Below are 14,534 nucleotides of genomic sequence, written 5' to 3'. Positions count from 1 at the left end.
AAACGCAGTTTCGCGACAGATACTCGGCGACTCTCAAGCCTTCGTCGATCCGGTGAAGAAGCCCTCCAGTTCGGCGAAGCCCATGGCTTGTTCGGAAAACCGGAAGGTGCCTGCCGATCTCATCTCGCGCGCGGCGCGCACGAAGCTGCCGAAAGCGAGCCGCGCCAGCGCCGAGCCGACACTGATGCGCTTGACACCGGCGTCCGCCAGTTCGGCCACGCCAAACGTCGTGCCAGGCATGCCCATCACGACATTGACCGGTTTCGTCACGGCGTCGCAGACGGTGCGGATCATGCCGAGGTCGTGCAAGCCGGGTGCATTGAGCACATCGGCTCCGGCCTTCTCGAAGGCCTGCAATCTGCGAATGGTGTCATCCAGATCGGGCCGCCCCCACAGGAAGTTCTCGCAGCGCGCCGTCAGGACGAAATCATCCGGCAGCGCGCGGCACGCCTGCGCGGCCGCCGCGATCCGTTCGACAGCGAGTGCAAAGTCGTAGATCGGGTCGCCGCGTCTGCCAGTATGGTCTTCGAGGGAACATCCGGCCAGGCCGATGCCGGCTGCGGCCTGGATTGTCTCGGCGGCACTTTGCGGACTGTCGCCGAAGCCTTTCTCGAGATCGGCCGAGACGGGGAGCGGTGTTGCGGCCGCGATGGCCCGGCAATGGTTTAGAGTGTCCTCCAGCGACACCTGTCCCTCGGCGACGCCGAGAGAGAACGCCATGCCGGCGCTAGTGGTGGCGAGGGCACGAAAACCCATGGCTGCCAGAATCCGTGCCGTGCCGACGTCCCAAAGATTGGGAATGACGAACGCGCCCGGTTGCTCATGAAGCCTGCGAAACGCTGCGCCCTTGCTTTCCAATTGCATTTCCCTTCAGCCTTTCGAGTCGTCGGAGCCTGATGGAAAATGGCACAAGTTCTGGAACGAATAAAGAACATTACCCTCAGCACTCAGGCGCTTGCGATGGCCTGGCCGTATGCCTTGGTCTCGGATAACCGTTGCTAGTCCTTGAGCGGCTTGCCGAGCCGGCCGGCCAGGTCCTGGGTGAATTGCCAGGCGACGCGGCCCGAGCGGCTGCCTCGCGTCGTTGCCCATTCCAGTGCTTCGGCGCGCAACGTCTCCGGATCGATCTCCAGCCCATGATGGCGGACATAGCCGTCGATCATATCGAGATACTCGTCCTGCGAACATTTGTGGAAGCCGAGCCAGAGGCCGAAACGGTCGGAGAGCGAGACCTTTTCCTCGACCGCTTCGGACGGGTTGATGGCGGTGGAACGCTCATTGTCGATCATGTCGCGCGGCAACAGATGCCGCCGATTGGACGTGGCGTAGAAGATGACATTGGTCGGGCGGCCCTCGACGCCGCCTTCGAGCGCCGCCTTCAGCGACTTGTAGGACGTGTCGTCATGGTCGAACGACAGGTCGTCGCAAAACAGGATGACGCGGAAGGGCGCCGCCTTCAGCAGGCCCATCAGCTTGGGCAGCGTGTCGATGTCTTCGCGGTGGATCTCGATGAGCTTCAGCGGCAGGTCGGACTTGGCTTTGGCGTTGATCTCGGCATGCACCGCCTTGACCAGCGAGGACTTGCCCATGCCGCGCGCCCCCCAAAGCAGCACGTTGTTGGCGGCAAAGCCGGCGGCGAAGCGCTCGGTGTTGTCGACAAGGATGTCGCGCACGCGATCGACGCCCCGGATCAGGCCGATGTCGACGCGATTGACCTTGCGCACCGGCTCCAGATAGCCGGGATCGGCTTGCCAGACGAAGCAATCTGCGGCGGCAATATCCGTCTGCGGCACCGGCGGCGGGGCGAGGCGGGCGACCGCCTCGATCAGGCGGTCGAGCTTCCGGTTCAGGGCGTCAATGGTGCTGTCGGTCATGTCTGGTCTTTTTGTTCTGGCTTCACGGGCACGCAGAGCGCAAAATCCACTCTTTCGCGGCGGGATAAGAACCGGTTCCAACCTTCTGTCGGAGCGTGATCTTTTCCAGAAGTCGCGTCCGGCTTTCGGCGACCATGCTCTAACACGGTGCCAACGGCCGGAAAAGCGGCGGATTTGCCCGCTAGCGCAGTTGCATTGGGAACTTTACCGACTATATTCCGGCCAAATTTCGCGGGCCCGCCTTGTGGCGGTTTTTCACCATTCAGGAGTTCTTGATGTTCGTTACACCGGCATACGCCCAGGGCGTCGGCGCCTCGCCAGACATGTTCATCAGCATTTTGCCGTTTGTCCTGATTTTCGTGATCATGTATTTTCTAATCATCCGGCCGCAGCGCACGCAGCTGAAGAAGCGCCAGGAAATGCTAGCGGCGGTGCGTCGCGGCGATACGGTCGTGACCGGCGGCGGCTTCGTCGGCAAGGTGACCAAGGTGATCGACGATAACGAGCTCGAGATCGACCTCGGCGGTGGCACCAAGGTGACCGCATTGCGTTCGACGATCGCCGACGTGCGCGTCAAGGGCGAGCCGGTGGCGAACCAGAACGCCAAGAAGTAATCCAATTCCAGGCGGAACGCTGCCGCTTGTACGCCTGAACGGACGACAGACATGCTCTATTTCTCGCGCCTGAAGATGATCCTGATCTGGCTGGCCGTGGCCGCCACAGTGGTCCTCGCCGCGCCCAATCTGTTCCCTGCCAGCACGTTGGCCAAGCTGCCCGACTGGGTGCCGAAGCGGCAGATGACGCTCGGCCTCGATCTGCAGGGCGGCTCGCACATCCTGCTCAGGATGGATCCGAACGATCTGATCAAGGACAGGCTGCAGACGACGCGCGACGAGATCAGGACGCTGCTGCGCGACGCCAAGGTCGGCTATACCGGCCTGTCCGGATCGGGCCGCACCGTGCAGGTCCGCATCTCCGATCCCGCTCAGGTCGATGCCGCCAAGACGGCGCTGAAGCCATTGACCACTCCGGTGGCGGCGGGTCTGTTCACCGGCGGCTCCGTCCAGGAAATGACGCTGGATGACTCCGAGCCCGGGCTGCTCAAATTCTCGGTCACCGACGCCGGTATCAAATACCGCACGTCGACGGCGCTGACGCAGTCGATCGAGGTCGTCGAGCGCCGCGTCAACGAACTCGGTACGACGGAGCCGATCGTCCAGCGGCAAGGCGACGACCGCATCCTGGTCCAGGTGCCGGGCCTGCAGGATCCGCAGCGGCTGAAGGAAATCCTCGGCCAGACCGCCAAGCTGACCTTCCAGTTGGTCGACCAGTCGATGCCGGTGCAGGATGCGCTCAACGGCCGTCCGCCGGCTGGCTCCACGGTGCTCTATTCGCAGGACGATCCGCCGGTCCCGTATCTGATCGAGAACCGCGTCATCGTCTCAGGTGAAAACCTGGCCGATGCGCAAGCGACGTTCAACTCCCAGACCAACGAGCCTGTGGTTTCGTTCACCTTCGATTCCAAGGGCGCGTCACGCTTTGGCCAGGCGACATCCCAGAATGTAGGCAAGCCGTTTGCCATTGTCCTCGACAATCAGGTGATCTCGGCGCCAGTGATCCGTGAGCCGATTCTGGGCGGTTCCGGACAGATTTCCGGCAATTTCACGGCCCAAAGCGCCAACGATCTGGCAGTGCTGCTGCGCGCCGGCGCGCTGCCGGCGACACTGACCGTGATCGAAGAGCGCACCGTCGGTCCGGGCCTCGGTCAGGATTCCATCCATGCCGGCAAGGTTGCCGGTATCATCGGTTCGATCCTGGTCGTGGCTTTCATGTTCGTCGCCTATGGCTTCCTCGGCTTCCTCGCCAACGTCGCACTGGCGGTGCATGTGGCTATGATCATCGCGCTGTTGTCGTTGCTGGGCGCCACACTGACCTTGCCTGGCATCGCCGGCATCGTGCTGACCATCGGCATGGCGGTCGATTCCAACGTTCTCATCTATGAGCGCATTCGCGAGGAGCGACGAAGCGGCCGCTCGGTGATACAGGCGATCGACACCGGTTTCACCAAGGCTCTGGCGACCATCGTCGATTCGAACGTCACGGCGCTGATCGCGACTGTGGTGCTGTTCTGGATCGGCACCGGACCGGTGAAGGGGTTTGCCATCACCTTCGCCATCGGCATTCTGACCACCGTCTTCACCGCCTTCACCTTCACCCGGCTGCTGGTGTCCATCTGGCTTCGCCGCGCCCGCCCGAAGGAATTGCCGCGGGCACCGGTGACCTTCGTTCCGCCCGGCACGAAAATACCGTTCATGGGCATCCGCCGCTGGACGTTCGCGCTGTCGACTGTGCTGTCGATCCTGTCTGTCGTCCTGTTCATGACCGTCGACATCAATTACGGCATCGACTTCAAGGGCGGCTCGCTGATCGAGGTGCAGGCCAAGAATGGAAACGCCGATCTTGCCGATATCCGGAGCAGGCTGACGGAACTGAACATCGGCGAGGTGCAGGTGCAGCAGTTCGGCGAGCCGACCGACGTGCTTATACGCGTCGGCACGCAGGACGGCGGCGAGAACGCCGAACAGACGGTTATCGACAAGGTGCGCGGCGAATTGCAGGACCAGTATGATTTCCGCCGCGTCGAAGTGGTGGGGCCGACTGTCTCCGGCGAACTCGCCAAGCAAGGCACCATCGCCATGCTTGTCGCGCTGTTCGGCATCCTGGTCTATGTCTGGTTCCGCTTCGAATGGCAGTTCGCGGTCGGCGCCATCATTGCCACCGTGCACGATATCGTCATGACACTTGGCTTCTTCGTCATCACCGGTCTCGAGTTCAACCAGTCGTCGCTGGCGGCGATCCTGACCATCATCGGCTATTCGTTGAACGATACGATCGTCGTTTATGACCGTGTCCGCGAGGATCTTCGAAAATACAAGAAGATGCCGTTGCCGCATTTGTTGAACAACGCCATCAACGAGACGCTGTCGAGAACGACGCTGACCGCGGTGACAACGATCCTGGCGCTACTGGCGCTGGTGTTGTTCGGCGGCGAGGTGATCCGCTCGTTCACGCTGGCGATGCTGTTCGGCGTGGTCTTCGGCACCTATTCGTCGATCTTCATCGCCGCGCCGCTGCTGATCCTGTTCAAGTTGCGGCCGCAGGCCTCGACCGCCGACGAGGAGAAGCCGGTGAACGGCGGCAAAGCCGTGGCGACCTGACGGCCACGCCAGTGGCCAAAGGCATCGTCATCCGCGAGGCGCATTTCCCTGGCCGGGCGCCGATCGAGGCCTACGGCAATGGCGGCTTCCGCTTCGCCGATATGTCGCATCGCGGCTCGCTGCTGTGCCTGCCGTCCGGCATCCATGGCTGGGAGCCGGCCGATCCGCTGGCGCTGACGGCGGCTGATTTCGACAAGCTCTTGGCCGAGGCCGGCAAGGTCGAGATCCTGCTGGTCGGCACCGGCAAGGATCTGAGGCCATTGCCGGCGGCGCTGCGTGCAGCGTTGAAAGAGGCTGGCATTTCGGCGGACCCGATGTCGACCGGAGCAGCCGTGCGGACCTACAATGTCCTGCTGGCCGAGGAGCGCGCCGTCGCCGCAGCGCTCATCGCCGTCGACTGACCGTGTCCGATACCGCCAAAATCGTCATGGACGCGGTGCGTGCCGCCGACCACGACCGCTATGTCAGTGCGCTCTACGCGCCGGCGGACAGGCGCGACGCGCTGTTTTCGCTCTATGCTTTCAATGCCGAGATCGCTGGTGTCCGCGACCGCATCCACGAGCCGCTTCCGGGCGAAGTGCGGCTGCAATGGTGGCGCGATGTAATCGCCGCCGAGGGCGAAGTCACCGGCAACCCGCTCGCCGATGCGCTGAAGGCGGCGATTTCCGTCCACCGCCTGCCGAAGCCCGCCTTCGACAACATGCTCGAAGCGCGCATTTTCGATCTCTACGACGATCCGATGCCGTCGCGTACCGACCTCGAAGGCTATTGCGGCGAGACGGCGGCTGCGCTGATCCAGCTTGCGGCGATGGTGCTCGATCCCCTCGAAGCGCCGCGTTTTGCAGAACTCGCGGGCCGGGGCGGCTGTGCGCAGGCGATGACCGGTCTTTTGCTGCTGTTGCCATTGCATCGCAAGCGTGGGCAGTGCTTCGTGCCGATGGATGTGCTTGCGGCGGCGGGCTCCTCGCCGGAAGAGTTCGTCAAAGGCGACGGCGGTCCCGGCGCGCAACGCGTCGTGGCAGCGATGATCGCGCTGGCGCGCGAGCATCTGGCGGCTTTCGAACAGGGCGCTCAGGCCTTGCCTGCGTCGCTGCGCCCGGCCTTCCTGCCGCTTGCCCTGACACGCGCCTATCTCGACAGGATGGAAAGCCATTCACCGCTCGACGGCGTCGCGCGGCTGTCAGCCTTGCGCCGGCATTGGCTGCTGCTCCGCCGCGCCTCGAAAGGCTGGCCGCCCCTTTGACGTAAACGTCAATCATGGTAGGACTCCCGCCGGTCGAAGCCGAGTGCGAAAACATCCGCCGGCCTGGAGGAGATCGCTTCATGAGCCTGCCTGTGCTGGTCGCACTTGTCGTCTTCGGCATTGCGCTGTCGGTCGCGGCCGTGCATTTCACCGGCGGCACCAAGACCGCGACGCTCGCTGATGCGGATCAGGCATTGCGCCGTTTCGCGGAGGATTTTCCCGACGAATTGGTGGCGACGGTTCGGCTGACGGCGGACGCCAGGACGGCGTTTCTCGATCTTGGGAATGGGCGCACCGGCATCGTCCACAGCATTGGCGACTGCTTTTTGACCCGCATCGTCTCGGCCAGCGACATTGTTGCCCTGGATGTCGACGATCGGGGCGCCATCCTTCTCAAACTCGCAGACTTCACCTGGAAGGGCGGCCGCTTCGTCTTCGCCGACAGAACTGATGCCAAGACCGTCGCAGTGGCGCTTGGGCTTGATAATCCGAGGCTGGCCAGGGAGGCCGCGTGATGGACGACTACAATTTCCCGCAGGTCACGCAGCTTGCCATCCCGTTCTTCGTCGGTGCGATCCTGATCGAATTGTGGCTGGTGCGCACCGGCCGCGCCAAGGGATCGTTCGAGACGCGCGATACGTTGACCAGCCTGATGATGGGGACAGGCAATGTGGTTGCCGGGCTACTGCTCGGCGTCGTCTCCTACTGGGCGCTGCTGTGGCTCTGGCAGTTCCGGTTCTTCGATCTCGGCCTCTCGGTCTGGGTGTTCCTGGCGGCCTTCCTGCTCGATGATCTGCGCTACTATGTCTACCACCGCATCGCGCACCGGGTGCGCTGGGTGTGGGCCGAGCACGTCAACCACCATTCCAGCCAGCACTACAATCTGTCGACGGCGCTCAGGCAGAGCTGGACCGGGCTGTTCACCTTCATGTTCGTGCTGCAGGCGCCGCTGGTGCTGCTCGGCTTCCATCCGGCGGTGATCGCCTTCACCTTCGGCTTCAACCTCGTCTGGCAGTTCTGGATCCACACCGAAGCCATCGGCAAGATGTGGGGCTGGTTCGAATTCATCTTCAACACGCCTTCGCACCACCGCGTCCATCACGCCACCAATCCGCGCTATCTCGACGCCAACTTTGCCGGCACGCTGATCGTCTGGGATCGCATGTTCGGCACCTTCGTCGAGGAACTGGAAGAAGACCGGCCGCGCTACGGCATCGTCAAGAACATCGGCACCTTCAATCCGCTGAAAGTGGCTTTTCACGAGTGGATCGGCATGTTCGCGGATGCCTTCGCGCCGGGGCTGACACTGCGTGAACGCTTCAATTACCTGATCATGCCGCCGGGCTGGAGCCATGATGGCTCGCGCGACACGTCGAAGACGTTGAAGGCAGCGTATGTGAGGCGGAACCCCGGCGAGGCGGGAAAGCCGGGCTTGCCGGCGGCGGGTGCCGAGCCGGCGGAGTAGTGGTCTGCGCCTAATCGGTGATCGTGAGCTGTACCATTGAGCCGTCAGGCAATCCGCTCAACTGACGATGAACGTCAGCTATGGCGATAAATTGCTCGCTGACTGAAACTACGAACATGTTCTCGATGTCGAATTTGCCCTCGGGCAATATAGTGAAGCCGTAGCATTCTCCCACCTTCGGCTTCTTCCCTGCGGCTCGAAGACGTTCGACCAGCGGCGGAAGGAACCACTCGTCAACGAGATCAGGAGCACTCCTGATCATCTCGTCGAAGTCCGTCCGATTGCGAGCTACCTGCTCGACCAAGCCCGTTCCTGTGTCGAGCCAATGAACCTCATTGGTGGGCCGCTCGACAAACACGCCTCCCACCATAGAGCAAACAATCGGATTCCAAGGTTCAGGCAAAAGCCACGACCACGCTTTCGCCGTCGCCTGCGCGACATCTGGTTCAAGTTGGAAAGCTATCTCTTGCCAGGTGACGTCAGCCATTAGGCTACTCTGCGGCCTCCGCCCGCGCGGGCAAGCCCAGCCATTCCCTGCAGTCTGCCAGTGCGCGCGACGTCACGGCCCGCCGCTTGGCGACCGTCTTGTCCTTGCCGCGCAGGCGTTTGCCCTCGGCTTTCGGCGCTTCCACCGGCGGAAACAATCCGAAATTGACGTTCATCGGCTGGAAGGAGCGTTTTCCTGGCTCGTCGTCGGAAACGATGTGGCCGCCGGTGATGTGGTTGAGCAGTGCGCCGAAGGCGGTGGTCAGCGGCGGCAGCGATGGCTGATGGCCGAGCCTTTCGGCGGCGGCGAAGCGTCCTGCCAGCAGACCGATCGCGGCGCTCTCGACATAGCCTTCGCAGCCGGTGATCTGGCCGGCGAAGCGCAGGCCGGGCCGCGACTTCAGTTGCAGCGATTGATCGAGCAGGGTCGGCGAATTGATGTAGGTGTTGCGGTGCAGGCCGCCCAACCGGGCGAAGTCGGCGTTTTCCAGGCCGGGAATGGTGCGAAACACGCGCACCTGCTCGGCATGCTTCAGCTTGGTCTGGAAACCGACCATGTTGTAGAGCGTGCCCAGCGCATTGTCCTGCCGAAGCTGCACCACGGCATAGGCTTTTACGGTCGGATTGTGCGCATTGGTCAGCCCCATCGGCTTCATCGGGCCGTAGCGCAGCGTCTCGACGCCGCGCTCGGCCATCACCTCAATCGGCAGGCAGCCGTCGAAATAGGGTGTGCCTTCCCATTGTTTGAATTCGGTTTTCTGGCCTTCGACCAGCGCTTGCACGAAGGCCAGATACTGCTCCTTGTCCATCGGGCAGTTGATGTAGTCCTTGCCGGTGCCGCCGGGGCCGATCTTGTCGTAGCGCGACTGGAACCAGCAAATGTTCATGTCTATCGTGTCGAAATGCACGATCGGCGCGATGGCATCGAAGAAAGCCAGGGCGTCGGCTCCGGTCGCCTCGGCAATCGACTGGGCGAGCGAAGGCGCGGTCAACGGGCCGGTGGCGATGATCGCCTGGTCCCAGTCCGCCGGCGGCAGGCCTTGCACTTCCTCGCGCTGGATGGTGATCAGCGGGTGCGCCTCGAGCTTCCTGGTCACGGCCTCGGAAAATCCGTCGCGATCGACGGCTAAAGCGCCACCCGCCGGCACCTGGTTTGCGTCGCCGGCGCTCATGATCAGCGACCCGGCGAGCCGCATTTCGGCATGCAGCAGGCCGACAGCGTTGCTTTCGGCGTCGTCGGAGCGGAAGGAATTGGAGCAGACCAGCTCGGCCAGCCCGTCGGTCTTGTGCGCATCGGTGCCGCGAACCGGACGCATTTCATGCAGCACGACGGGAACACCGGCTTCGGCCGCCTGCCATGCCGCTTCGGAGCCGGCGAGACCGCCGCCGACGATGTGAATGGGGTTTTTGCTCATGAGCGCCGGAATAATCGCTTGCAGCTGCGATTGCAATTGGCCGGCTGGGAGCGTGAGGACCGCCGGGTCGGAAAACCTGGCGCCGAAAACACAACACCCGCCGGGGGAGGAGGTCCGGCGGGTGTCGTTTTGGTGGTCGATCCTCGGGAGGAGGTGAAGATCGACCGTATTCGTCATCGCCGGGGAGGAGGTCGGCTTTGACGAAATCTCTTTTCGCCTGAAGACGAAATCTCTTTCGCTTCGTGAAAAGGGGCGAAACCCTTGGAAGACGAACTGCGTTCGCTTCGGAAACAACGCCCGCCGCGGGAGGAGGTGCGGCGGGCGCCGTTTTGCTGGTCAACCCTCGGGAGGAGGTGAAGGTTGGCCGTATCCGTCAGGGTCGGGGAGGAGGTCGACCCTGGCGAAATTCTTGTATTTAGATCGCCTTGCGGGCGACGGTCTTGATCTCGTCGCGGACGATGCCGAGATCGTGGAGCTGGCGGTTCGAAAGGCGACCCAGCTCGTTAACGGTGTCGCGGTAGACGCGCCAGTTACGGTAGTTGCGGATCAGGTTCATTGTCGTTCTCTTTTCAAAACTGGTTCGGACCATTTGCGGTCCGAAGCGGATTAGACCGCTTTGCGGGCGACGTAGTGGATGTCGCTGCGGCCGATGCCGAGGTCGTTCAGTTCACGGTTCGACAGGCGGCTCAGCTCGGACACGGTGTTCCGGTAGCGGCGCCAGTTGCGATAGTTGCGGATCAGGTTCATGGTAGTCTCGTTTCGTCTTTCTTTCGGATCATTCCGTCTTTCTGTATGCCGTGAAGATAGGTGGGGTCATATCGATTTAAAAGCGCTATCGCTGCATGGCAGCAATGCAAATTGTGCAATGCACCATTAACGCGCGTTCACCTCTTGAACACAAACAAACCCGAATCGGAAAATGCCGTAGCGGCAACGGCTTGGCCGGTTCGGCTGAAAAAAAGACCAAACCGGGGGAGAAGACATGGCGAGCTATGCATCACGGGCCAGATCGGACATTGCGCGATGGCTCGAGGCTGGCCTGATCGACGGGCCGACGGCCGACGCGCTGAGGCGCGACATCGAGGCCAATGAACGCAGATCTCTGAGCTTCGGTTCGATCCTGGCGATGATGGCGGCACTGCTGTTTGGCGCTGCCATCCTGATCTTCGTCGCCGCCAATTGGGAGGCCATTCCGCGGCTGGCGCGGGTCGCCGCACTCTTCGCCATCATCCTTGCCGGATATGTCGGTGGTGCGCTGCTGAAGACCCGCGATCACGCGGCGATCGGTGAGGCATTCTGGATCATCGCGGCGGCGGCGTTCGGCGGGTCGATCGCGCTGATCGGCCAGATGTACCATCTGACCGGCGACGAGGCGTCGGCGCTGATCACCTGGGGTGCCGGCACGGCGCTGGCGGCGGTGGCATTGCGCTCGAACCCGCTGACCGTCGCTTCCGTCGGCATCGCCGATGCCTGGCTGTTCGTCAAAGGATTCGACTATTTCAAGCGTACGGAATTTCCGCATTTCTTCGTCGTCATGGCCATCGTGCTGTTCGCCATTTCGTTCTGGACCCGCAGTCAGGCGGCGCGGCACCTGATCATCCTGTCGGTCCTCTGCTATCTCGTGCTGTTCGTGATTGACTATGACACGCTGCAGGTCGCCATCCCGTTGGCGATCGTCTCGGCGCTGCTCTTTGCAGTGGCGGTCTTTGCCGCCGAGCCCGTCGACCGGATTGTCCAACTCGGCGGCCGGTTGCCCTTGCACGCCTTGATCGGCTTCCTCACAGGACTGGCGATGCTCCAGATGGAGCTCGCCGGCGACGCCAGCTACAACAGCGGCTTCGCCATTGCCTCGGCGGTTGCACTGGCCGGTATCGTCGCGGCGATCATGCTGGGTGGCCGCGAGAGCCGGGGCCTACGCTGGGTTGCCTATGCCGGCTTCGCCTTCGAACTCGCCATCATCTATGTGGTGATGCTGCAGTCGATGCTCGACACCGCTGGCTTCTTCCTGGCCGCTGCCGTGCTTCTCGGCATCCTGGCGTTTGTCATTATCCGCATCGAGAAACGCATGAAGGCGCCGCGCGCCGAAGGAATGGCAGCGTGATGACCGGGAAAAGACTAATCATCTCGGCGCTGGTGCTGGCGCTCGTCCAGATCGGCTTTTTGAGCTGGATCATCGCCGGCAGGGCAGCGATCCTGCGCGACGGCAAGGAAGTGCTCTTGAAGGTCGAGCCGATCGATCCGCGCGACCTCTTGCGCGGCGACTATATTCGCCTTGGCTACGATATATCGCGTATTCCGGTGAAACTGATCGCCAACATCCCCGCCGACAAACTCTCGAGCGACGACACCTCGATCGTGGTCAGGCTGAAAAAGGGCGCCGACGGGTATTGGCAGCCGACAGCGGCCTGGTTTGCCCAGGCGCCGACGCCTGCCGCCTCCGATGAAGCCGATATTGTCGGACATGTTGGCGAGGGTTGGAGTTTGCGCGAAGAGGGAGGCTCGATCGCGCCGGACTACGGCATAGAGCGCTTCTATCTGCCGGAAGGCGAGGGCATGGCAATCCAGAACGACATGCGGGTGCGGCCGTTCGCCGTCCGGGTCGCGATCGCTGCCAACGGCACTCCGCAGATCAAGGCGCTGATGGACGGCGACAAGACGTTGTTCGAGGAACCACTTTATTAGACACGGCCCGTCGCCGCATGCTCGTCGCTCTTCGCCAGTCTCCGTGACCGTTCGTCTGGAACTCGAGTGAAGTATGACAATTGAACTGACGGCGCCGGCACGACATCAATGTCGACACTGTTTTGCGCGTCGCCTTAGTCGTAGGGGGGCATTTGGCGAGCCAATGCTCTGTTTTTGGTGCGGATGAAGGGACTCGAACCCCCACGCCTTTCGGCACTGGAACCTAAATCCAGGGCGTCTACCAATTCCGCCACATCCGCGTCGCCCGGCAATCCCATGTAGTCATCATTCTGTCAATGTCGGAGCCAAAATGCCGGTCGAACACGGAAACGCGAAGAGAGTTGAAAATTAGCCTCGCCTGTGACAAAAGGCGTGTCGAATGTGACGGGATGCGACGATCCGCTTCTGCAGAATGTGATAAGAAGTAGGAAAAACAAAGACTTATTCACATTTTGGAGCGCAGTTTGGGAGGATTTGACTACGGTCAAGTCGCCAGGTTCCGTACCAAAAGCCATTTCCGGCAGGATTATACCGGCAGGCTGTGAACGGCAGAGGCCGTGGCAGTCTCATTGGTGAAAACAAAGGTTTTACGATGCAGGTCACCGAAACGCTCAACTCCGGTCTCAAGCGCGAGATCAAGATCACCGTGCCGGCCGGTGACATGGAAGCCAAGTTGATGGCGCGGCTGTCGGACGCCCGCAACAAGGTTCGCATCAACGGCTTCCGTCCCGGCAAGGTGCCGGTGCAGCACCTGCGCAAGGTCTACGGCAAGTCGTTCATGGCCGAAGTGGTCAACGAGATCCTCAATGATTCGACCCGTTCGATCATCACCGGGCGCGGCGAAAAGGCCGCCATGCAGCCCGAAGTGATCATGACCGAGGACGAGAAAGAGGCCGAGAAGATCCTGGCCGGCGGCGCCGACTTCGAGTTCCGCCTCAACTACGAGATCATCCCGGCGATCGAGATCAAGGATTTCTCCGACATCAAGGTGACGCGCCAAGTGTTCGACGTTCCGGACACCGAGATCGACGACCAGGTCAAGCGCATCGCCGAATCGGCGCGCAGCTACGAGCCGAAGACCGGCAAGGCCGCCGAGGGCGACCGCGTCAGCATCGACTATGTCGGCAAGATCGGCGGCGAGGCCTTCGCTGGCGGCGCCGGCAACGACCAGCCGCTGGTGCTCGGCTCCAAGGAATTCATCCCGGGCTTCGAGGACCAGTTGATCGGCGCCAAGGCCGGCGAGGAGAAGCAGGTCACCGTGACCTTCCCCGAGAATTACCAGGCGGCGCATCTGGCCGGCAAGGAAGCCACCTTCGACGTTACCGTCAAGGAAGTGGCCCAGCCCGGCGCGCTGGAGATCAATGACGAGACGGCCAAGAACCTCGGCCTGGAATCGCTGGAGCGCCTGCGCGAAGTGGTGCGCGGCCAGATCGAGAACCAGTTCGGTTCGATGACGCGCCAGAAGGTCAAGCGCCAGTTGCTCGACCAGCTCGATGCTTCCTATTCGTTCGAGGCGCCCTCGAAGCTGGTCGAGGCCGAGTTCAACAACATCTGGGGCCAGGTCAACCGCGATCTCGAAGCCGCTGGCCGCACCTTCGCCGACGAAGAGACGACGGAAGAAGAGGCGCGCGCCGAATATATGCGGCTTGCCGAGCGCCGGGTGCGCCTCGGCCTGGTCCTGGCCGAGATCGGCGAGAAGGCCGGTGTCACCGTTTCGGACGAAGAATTGCAGCGCGGCCTGTTCGAGCAGGTGCGCCGCTATCCGGCGAACCAGCAGCAGGAAGCCTTCGAATTCTACCGCAGCAACCCGGAAGCGCTGAACACGCTGCGCGCGCCGATGTTCGAGGAGAAGGTCGTCGACCACCTGCTCGGTCAGATTTCGGTCACCGACGTCAAGGTCAGCAAGGAAGAGCTGATGGCCGACGACGAGGAGGCCGAGACGGCCACCAAGGCCAAGCCTGCGAAGAAGGCCGCTGCAAAGAAGGCCGAGAAGCCTGAGACGGCCGACGACGCGGAAGAACCCAAGAAGAAGGCAGCGCCGAAGAAAAAGGCGGCCAAGGACGCCGAGTAATTCGGCACGTCAGTCAAATCGTGAAAGGCCGCCTTCGGGCGGCCTTTTTCGTTGCCGCGCCCTGTGGCTATGGTGCAACA

Annotated in this window: 15 protein-coding genes and 1 tRNA gene; 9 read left to right on the top strand and 7 right to left on the bottom strand. The window is 62.3% G+C overall.

What is annotated here, in order from left to right; genetic code table 11:
• Positions 1-33: 33 nt before the first annotated feature.
• Together A6B35_RS21170 and A6B35_RS21165 are read right to left on the bottom strand one after the other, a co-directional pair.
• A complete protein-coding gene (locus A6B35_RS21170; RefSeq protein ID WP_006203472.1) occupies positions 34-864 on the bottom strand; it encodes an isocitrate lyase/PEP mutase family protein in 831 nt (276 codons plus the stop codon).
• 134 nt (positions 865-998) lie between these two features.
• Positions 999-1,874: an ATP-binding protein gene (locus A6B35_RS21165; protein ID WP_006203473.1), complete on the bottom strand. Its 876-nt coding sequence runs from the start codon at positions 1,872-1,874 to the stop codon at positions 999-1,001.
• A 275-nt stretch (positions 1,875-2,149) separates the two neighbouring features.
• Here A6B35_RS21165 and yajC point away from each other — a divergent pair, with 275 nt between their 5' ends.
• From yajC to A6B35_RS21135, 6 genes are all read left to right on the top strand, one after another.
• Complete coding sequence (gene yajC, locus A6B35_RS21160; protein WP_040583126.1) at positions 2,150-2,488, top strand: preprotein translocase subunit YajC; 339 nt, start codon at positions 2,150-2,152, stop codon at positions 2,486-2,488.
• A gap of 51 nt (positions 2,489-2,539) precedes the next feature.
• The gene (gene secDF / locus A6B35_RS21155; RefSeq protein ID WP_006203475.1) at positions 2,540-5,092 is read left to right on the top strand and encodes a protein translocase subunit SecDF; all 2,553 of its coding nucleotides are present in this window, start codon (positions 2,540-2,542) and stop codon (positions 5,090-5,092) included.
• A gap of 11 nt (positions 5,093-5,103) precedes the next feature.
• Entirely contained in the window at positions 5,104-5,493 is a 390-nt protein-coding gene (locus tag A6B35_RS21150; RefSeq protein WP_006203476.1) for an Mth938-like domain-containing protein, read from the top strand.
• A gap of 26 nt (positions 5,494-5,519) precedes the next feature.
• The gene (locus A6B35_RS21145; RefSeq protein WP_006203477.1) at positions 5,520-6,335 is read left to right on the top strand and encodes a phytoene/squalene synthase family protein; all 816 of its coding nucleotides are present in this window, start codon (positions 5,520-5,522) and stop codon (positions 6,333-6,335) included.
• An 80-nt stretch (positions 6,336-6,415) separates the two neighbouring features.
• Complete coding sequence (locus A6B35_RS21140) at positions 6,416-6,850, top strand: hypothetical protein (protein WP_006203478.1); 435 nt, start codon at positions 6,416-6,418, stop codon at positions 6,848-6,850.
• Positions 6,850-7,800, top strand: a complete 951-nt coding sequence (locus A6B35_RS21135; protein ID WP_006203479.1) for a sterol desaturase family protein — start codon at positions 6,850-6,852, stop codon at positions 7,798-7,800. The genes A6B35_RS21140 and A6B35_RS21135 overlap by 1 nt, the downstream gene beginning before the upstream one ends.
• Positions 7,801-7,810: 10 nt before the next feature.
• Here the strand turns inward: A6B35_RS21135 and A6B35_RS21130 are convergent, their stop codons facing one another.
• The 4 genes from A6B35_RS21130 to A6B35_RS21115 form a co-directional block, all read right to left on the bottom strand.
• Complete coding sequence (locus tag A6B35_RS21130; RefSeq protein ID WP_006203480.1) at positions 7,811-8,287, bottom strand: T6SS immunity protein Tdi1 domain-containing protein; 477 nt, start codon at positions 8,285-8,287, stop codon at positions 7,811-7,813.
• 4 nt (positions 8,288-8,291) lie between these two features.
• The gene (gene trmFO / locus A6B35_RS21125) at positions 8,292-9,701 is read right to left on the bottom strand and encodes a methylenetetrahydrofolate--tRNA-(uracil(54)-C(5))-methyltransferase (FADH(2)-oxidizing) TrmFO (protein ID WP_006203481.1); all 1,410 of its coding nucleotides are present in this window, start codon (positions 9,699-9,701) and stop codon (positions 8,292-8,294) included.
• A gap of 415 nt (positions 9,702-10,116) precedes the next feature.
• Positions 10,117-10,257: a DUF1127 domain-containing protein gene (locus A6B35_RS21120; RefSeq protein WP_006203482.1), complete on the bottom strand. Its 141-nt coding sequence runs from the start codon at positions 10,255-10,257 to the stop codon at positions 10,117-10,119.
• A 50-nt stretch (positions 10,258-10,307) separates the two neighbouring features.
• On the bottom strand, positions 10,308-10,448 hold the full coding sequence (locus tag A6B35_RS21115; protein ID WP_006203483.1) for a DUF1127 domain-containing protein: 141 nt from the start codon (positions 10,446-10,448) through the stop codon (positions 10,308-10,310).
• A 235-nt stretch (positions 10,449-10,683) separates the two neighbouring features.
• On the opposite strand from A6B35_RS21115, the gene A6B35_RS21110 reads away from it, so the two are divergent.
• The gene (locus tag A6B35_RS21110) at positions 10,684-11,802 is read left to right on the top strand and encodes a DUF2157 domain-containing protein (RefSeq protein ID WP_006203484.1); all 1,119 of its coding nucleotides are present in this window, start codon (positions 10,684-10,686) and stop codon (positions 11,800-11,802) included.
• Entirely contained in the window at positions 11,799-12,383 is a 585-nt protein-coding gene (locus A6B35_RS21105) for a GDYXXLXY domain-containing protein (protein ID WP_040583112.1), read from the top strand. Before A6B35_RS21110 ends, A6B35_RS21105 begins: the two co-directional genes overlap by 4 nt.
• A 175-nt stretch (positions 12,384-12,558) precedes the next feature.
• Here A6B35_RS21105 and A6B35_RS21100 read toward each other — a convergent pair.
• Positions 12,559-12,643: transfer RNA gene (locus A6B35_RS21100), tRNA-Leu, on the bottom strand.
• Between the two features lie 332 nt (positions 12,644-12,975).
• Here A6B35_RS21100 and tig point away from each other — a divergent pair.
• Positions 12,976-14,454 (top strand): trigger factor, encoded by a 1,479-nt coding sequence (gene tig, locus A6B35_RS21095; RefSeq protein ID WP_006203486.1) that lies wholly within the window; start codon positions 12,976-12,978, stop codon positions 14,452-14,454.
• The last annotated feature ends 80 nt before the right edge of the window (positions 14,455-14,534 follow it).

It is taken from the genome of Mesorhizobium amorphae CCNWGS0123, assembly GCF_001686985.1.
GTDB lineage: Bacteria > Pseudomonadota > Alphaproteobacteria > Rhizobiales > Rhizobiaceae > Mesorhizobium > Mesorhizobium amorphae.
The sequence above is the reverse complement of the archived record's forward strand: the minus strand, read 5'-3'. Positions and strand labels throughout refer to the sequence as shown.

Excerpts from the sequence above, each read along its gene's own strand:
- A6B35_RS21170 (WP_006203472.1), bottom strand. The coding sequence starts at position 864 with ATGCAATTGGAAAGCAAGGGCGCAGCGTTTCGCAGGCTTCATGAGCAA.
- A6B35_RS21165 (WP_006203473.1), bottom strand. The coding sequence starts at position 1,874 with ATGACCGACAGCACCATTGACGCCCTGAACCGGAAGCTCGACCGCCTG.
- yajC (WP_040583126.1), top strand. The coding sequence starts at position 2,150 with ATGTTCGTTACACCGGCATACGCCCAGGGCGTCGGCGCCTCGCCAGAC.
- secDF (WP_006203475.1), top strand. The coding sequence starts at position 2,540 with ATGCTCTATTTCTCGCGCCTGAAGATGATCCTGATCTGGCTGGCCGTG.
- A6B35_RS21145 (WP_006203477.1), top strand. The coding sequence starts at position 5,520 with ATGGACGCGGTGCGTGCCGCCGACCACGACCGCTATGTCAGTGCGCTC.
- A6B35_RS21140 (WP_006203478.1), top strand. The coding sequence starts at position 6,416 with ATGAGCCTGCCTGTGCTGGTCGCACTTGTCGTCTTCGGCATTGCGCTG.
- A6B35_RS21135 (WP_006203479.1), top strand. The coding sequence starts at position 6,850 with ATGGACGACTACAATTTCCCGCAGGTCACGCAGCTTGCCATCCCGTTC.
- A6B35_RS21130 (WP_006203480.1), bottom strand. The coding sequence starts at position 8,287 with ATGGCTGACGTCACCTGGCAAGAGATAGCTTTCCAACTTGAACCAGAT.
- trmFO (WP_006203481.1), bottom strand. The coding sequence starts at position 9,701 with ATGAGCAAAAACCCCATTCACATCGTCGGCGGCGGTCTCGCCGGCTCC.
- A6B35_RS21120 (WP_006203482.1), bottom strand. The coding sequence starts at position 10,257 with ATGAACCTGATCCGCAACTACCGTAACTGGCGCGTCTACCGCGACACC.
- A6B35_RS21115 (WP_006203483.1), bottom strand. The coding sequence starts at position 10,448 with ATGAACCTGATCCGCAACTATCGCAACTGGCGCCGCTACCGGAACACC.
- A6B35_RS21110 (WP_006203484.1), top strand. The coding sequence starts at position 10,684 with ATGGCGAGCTATGCATCACGGGCCAGATCGGACATTGCGCGATGGCTC.
- tig (WP_006203486.1), top strand. The coding sequence starts at position 12,976 with ATGCAGGTCACCGAAACGCTCAACTCCGGTCTCAAGCGCGAGATCAAG.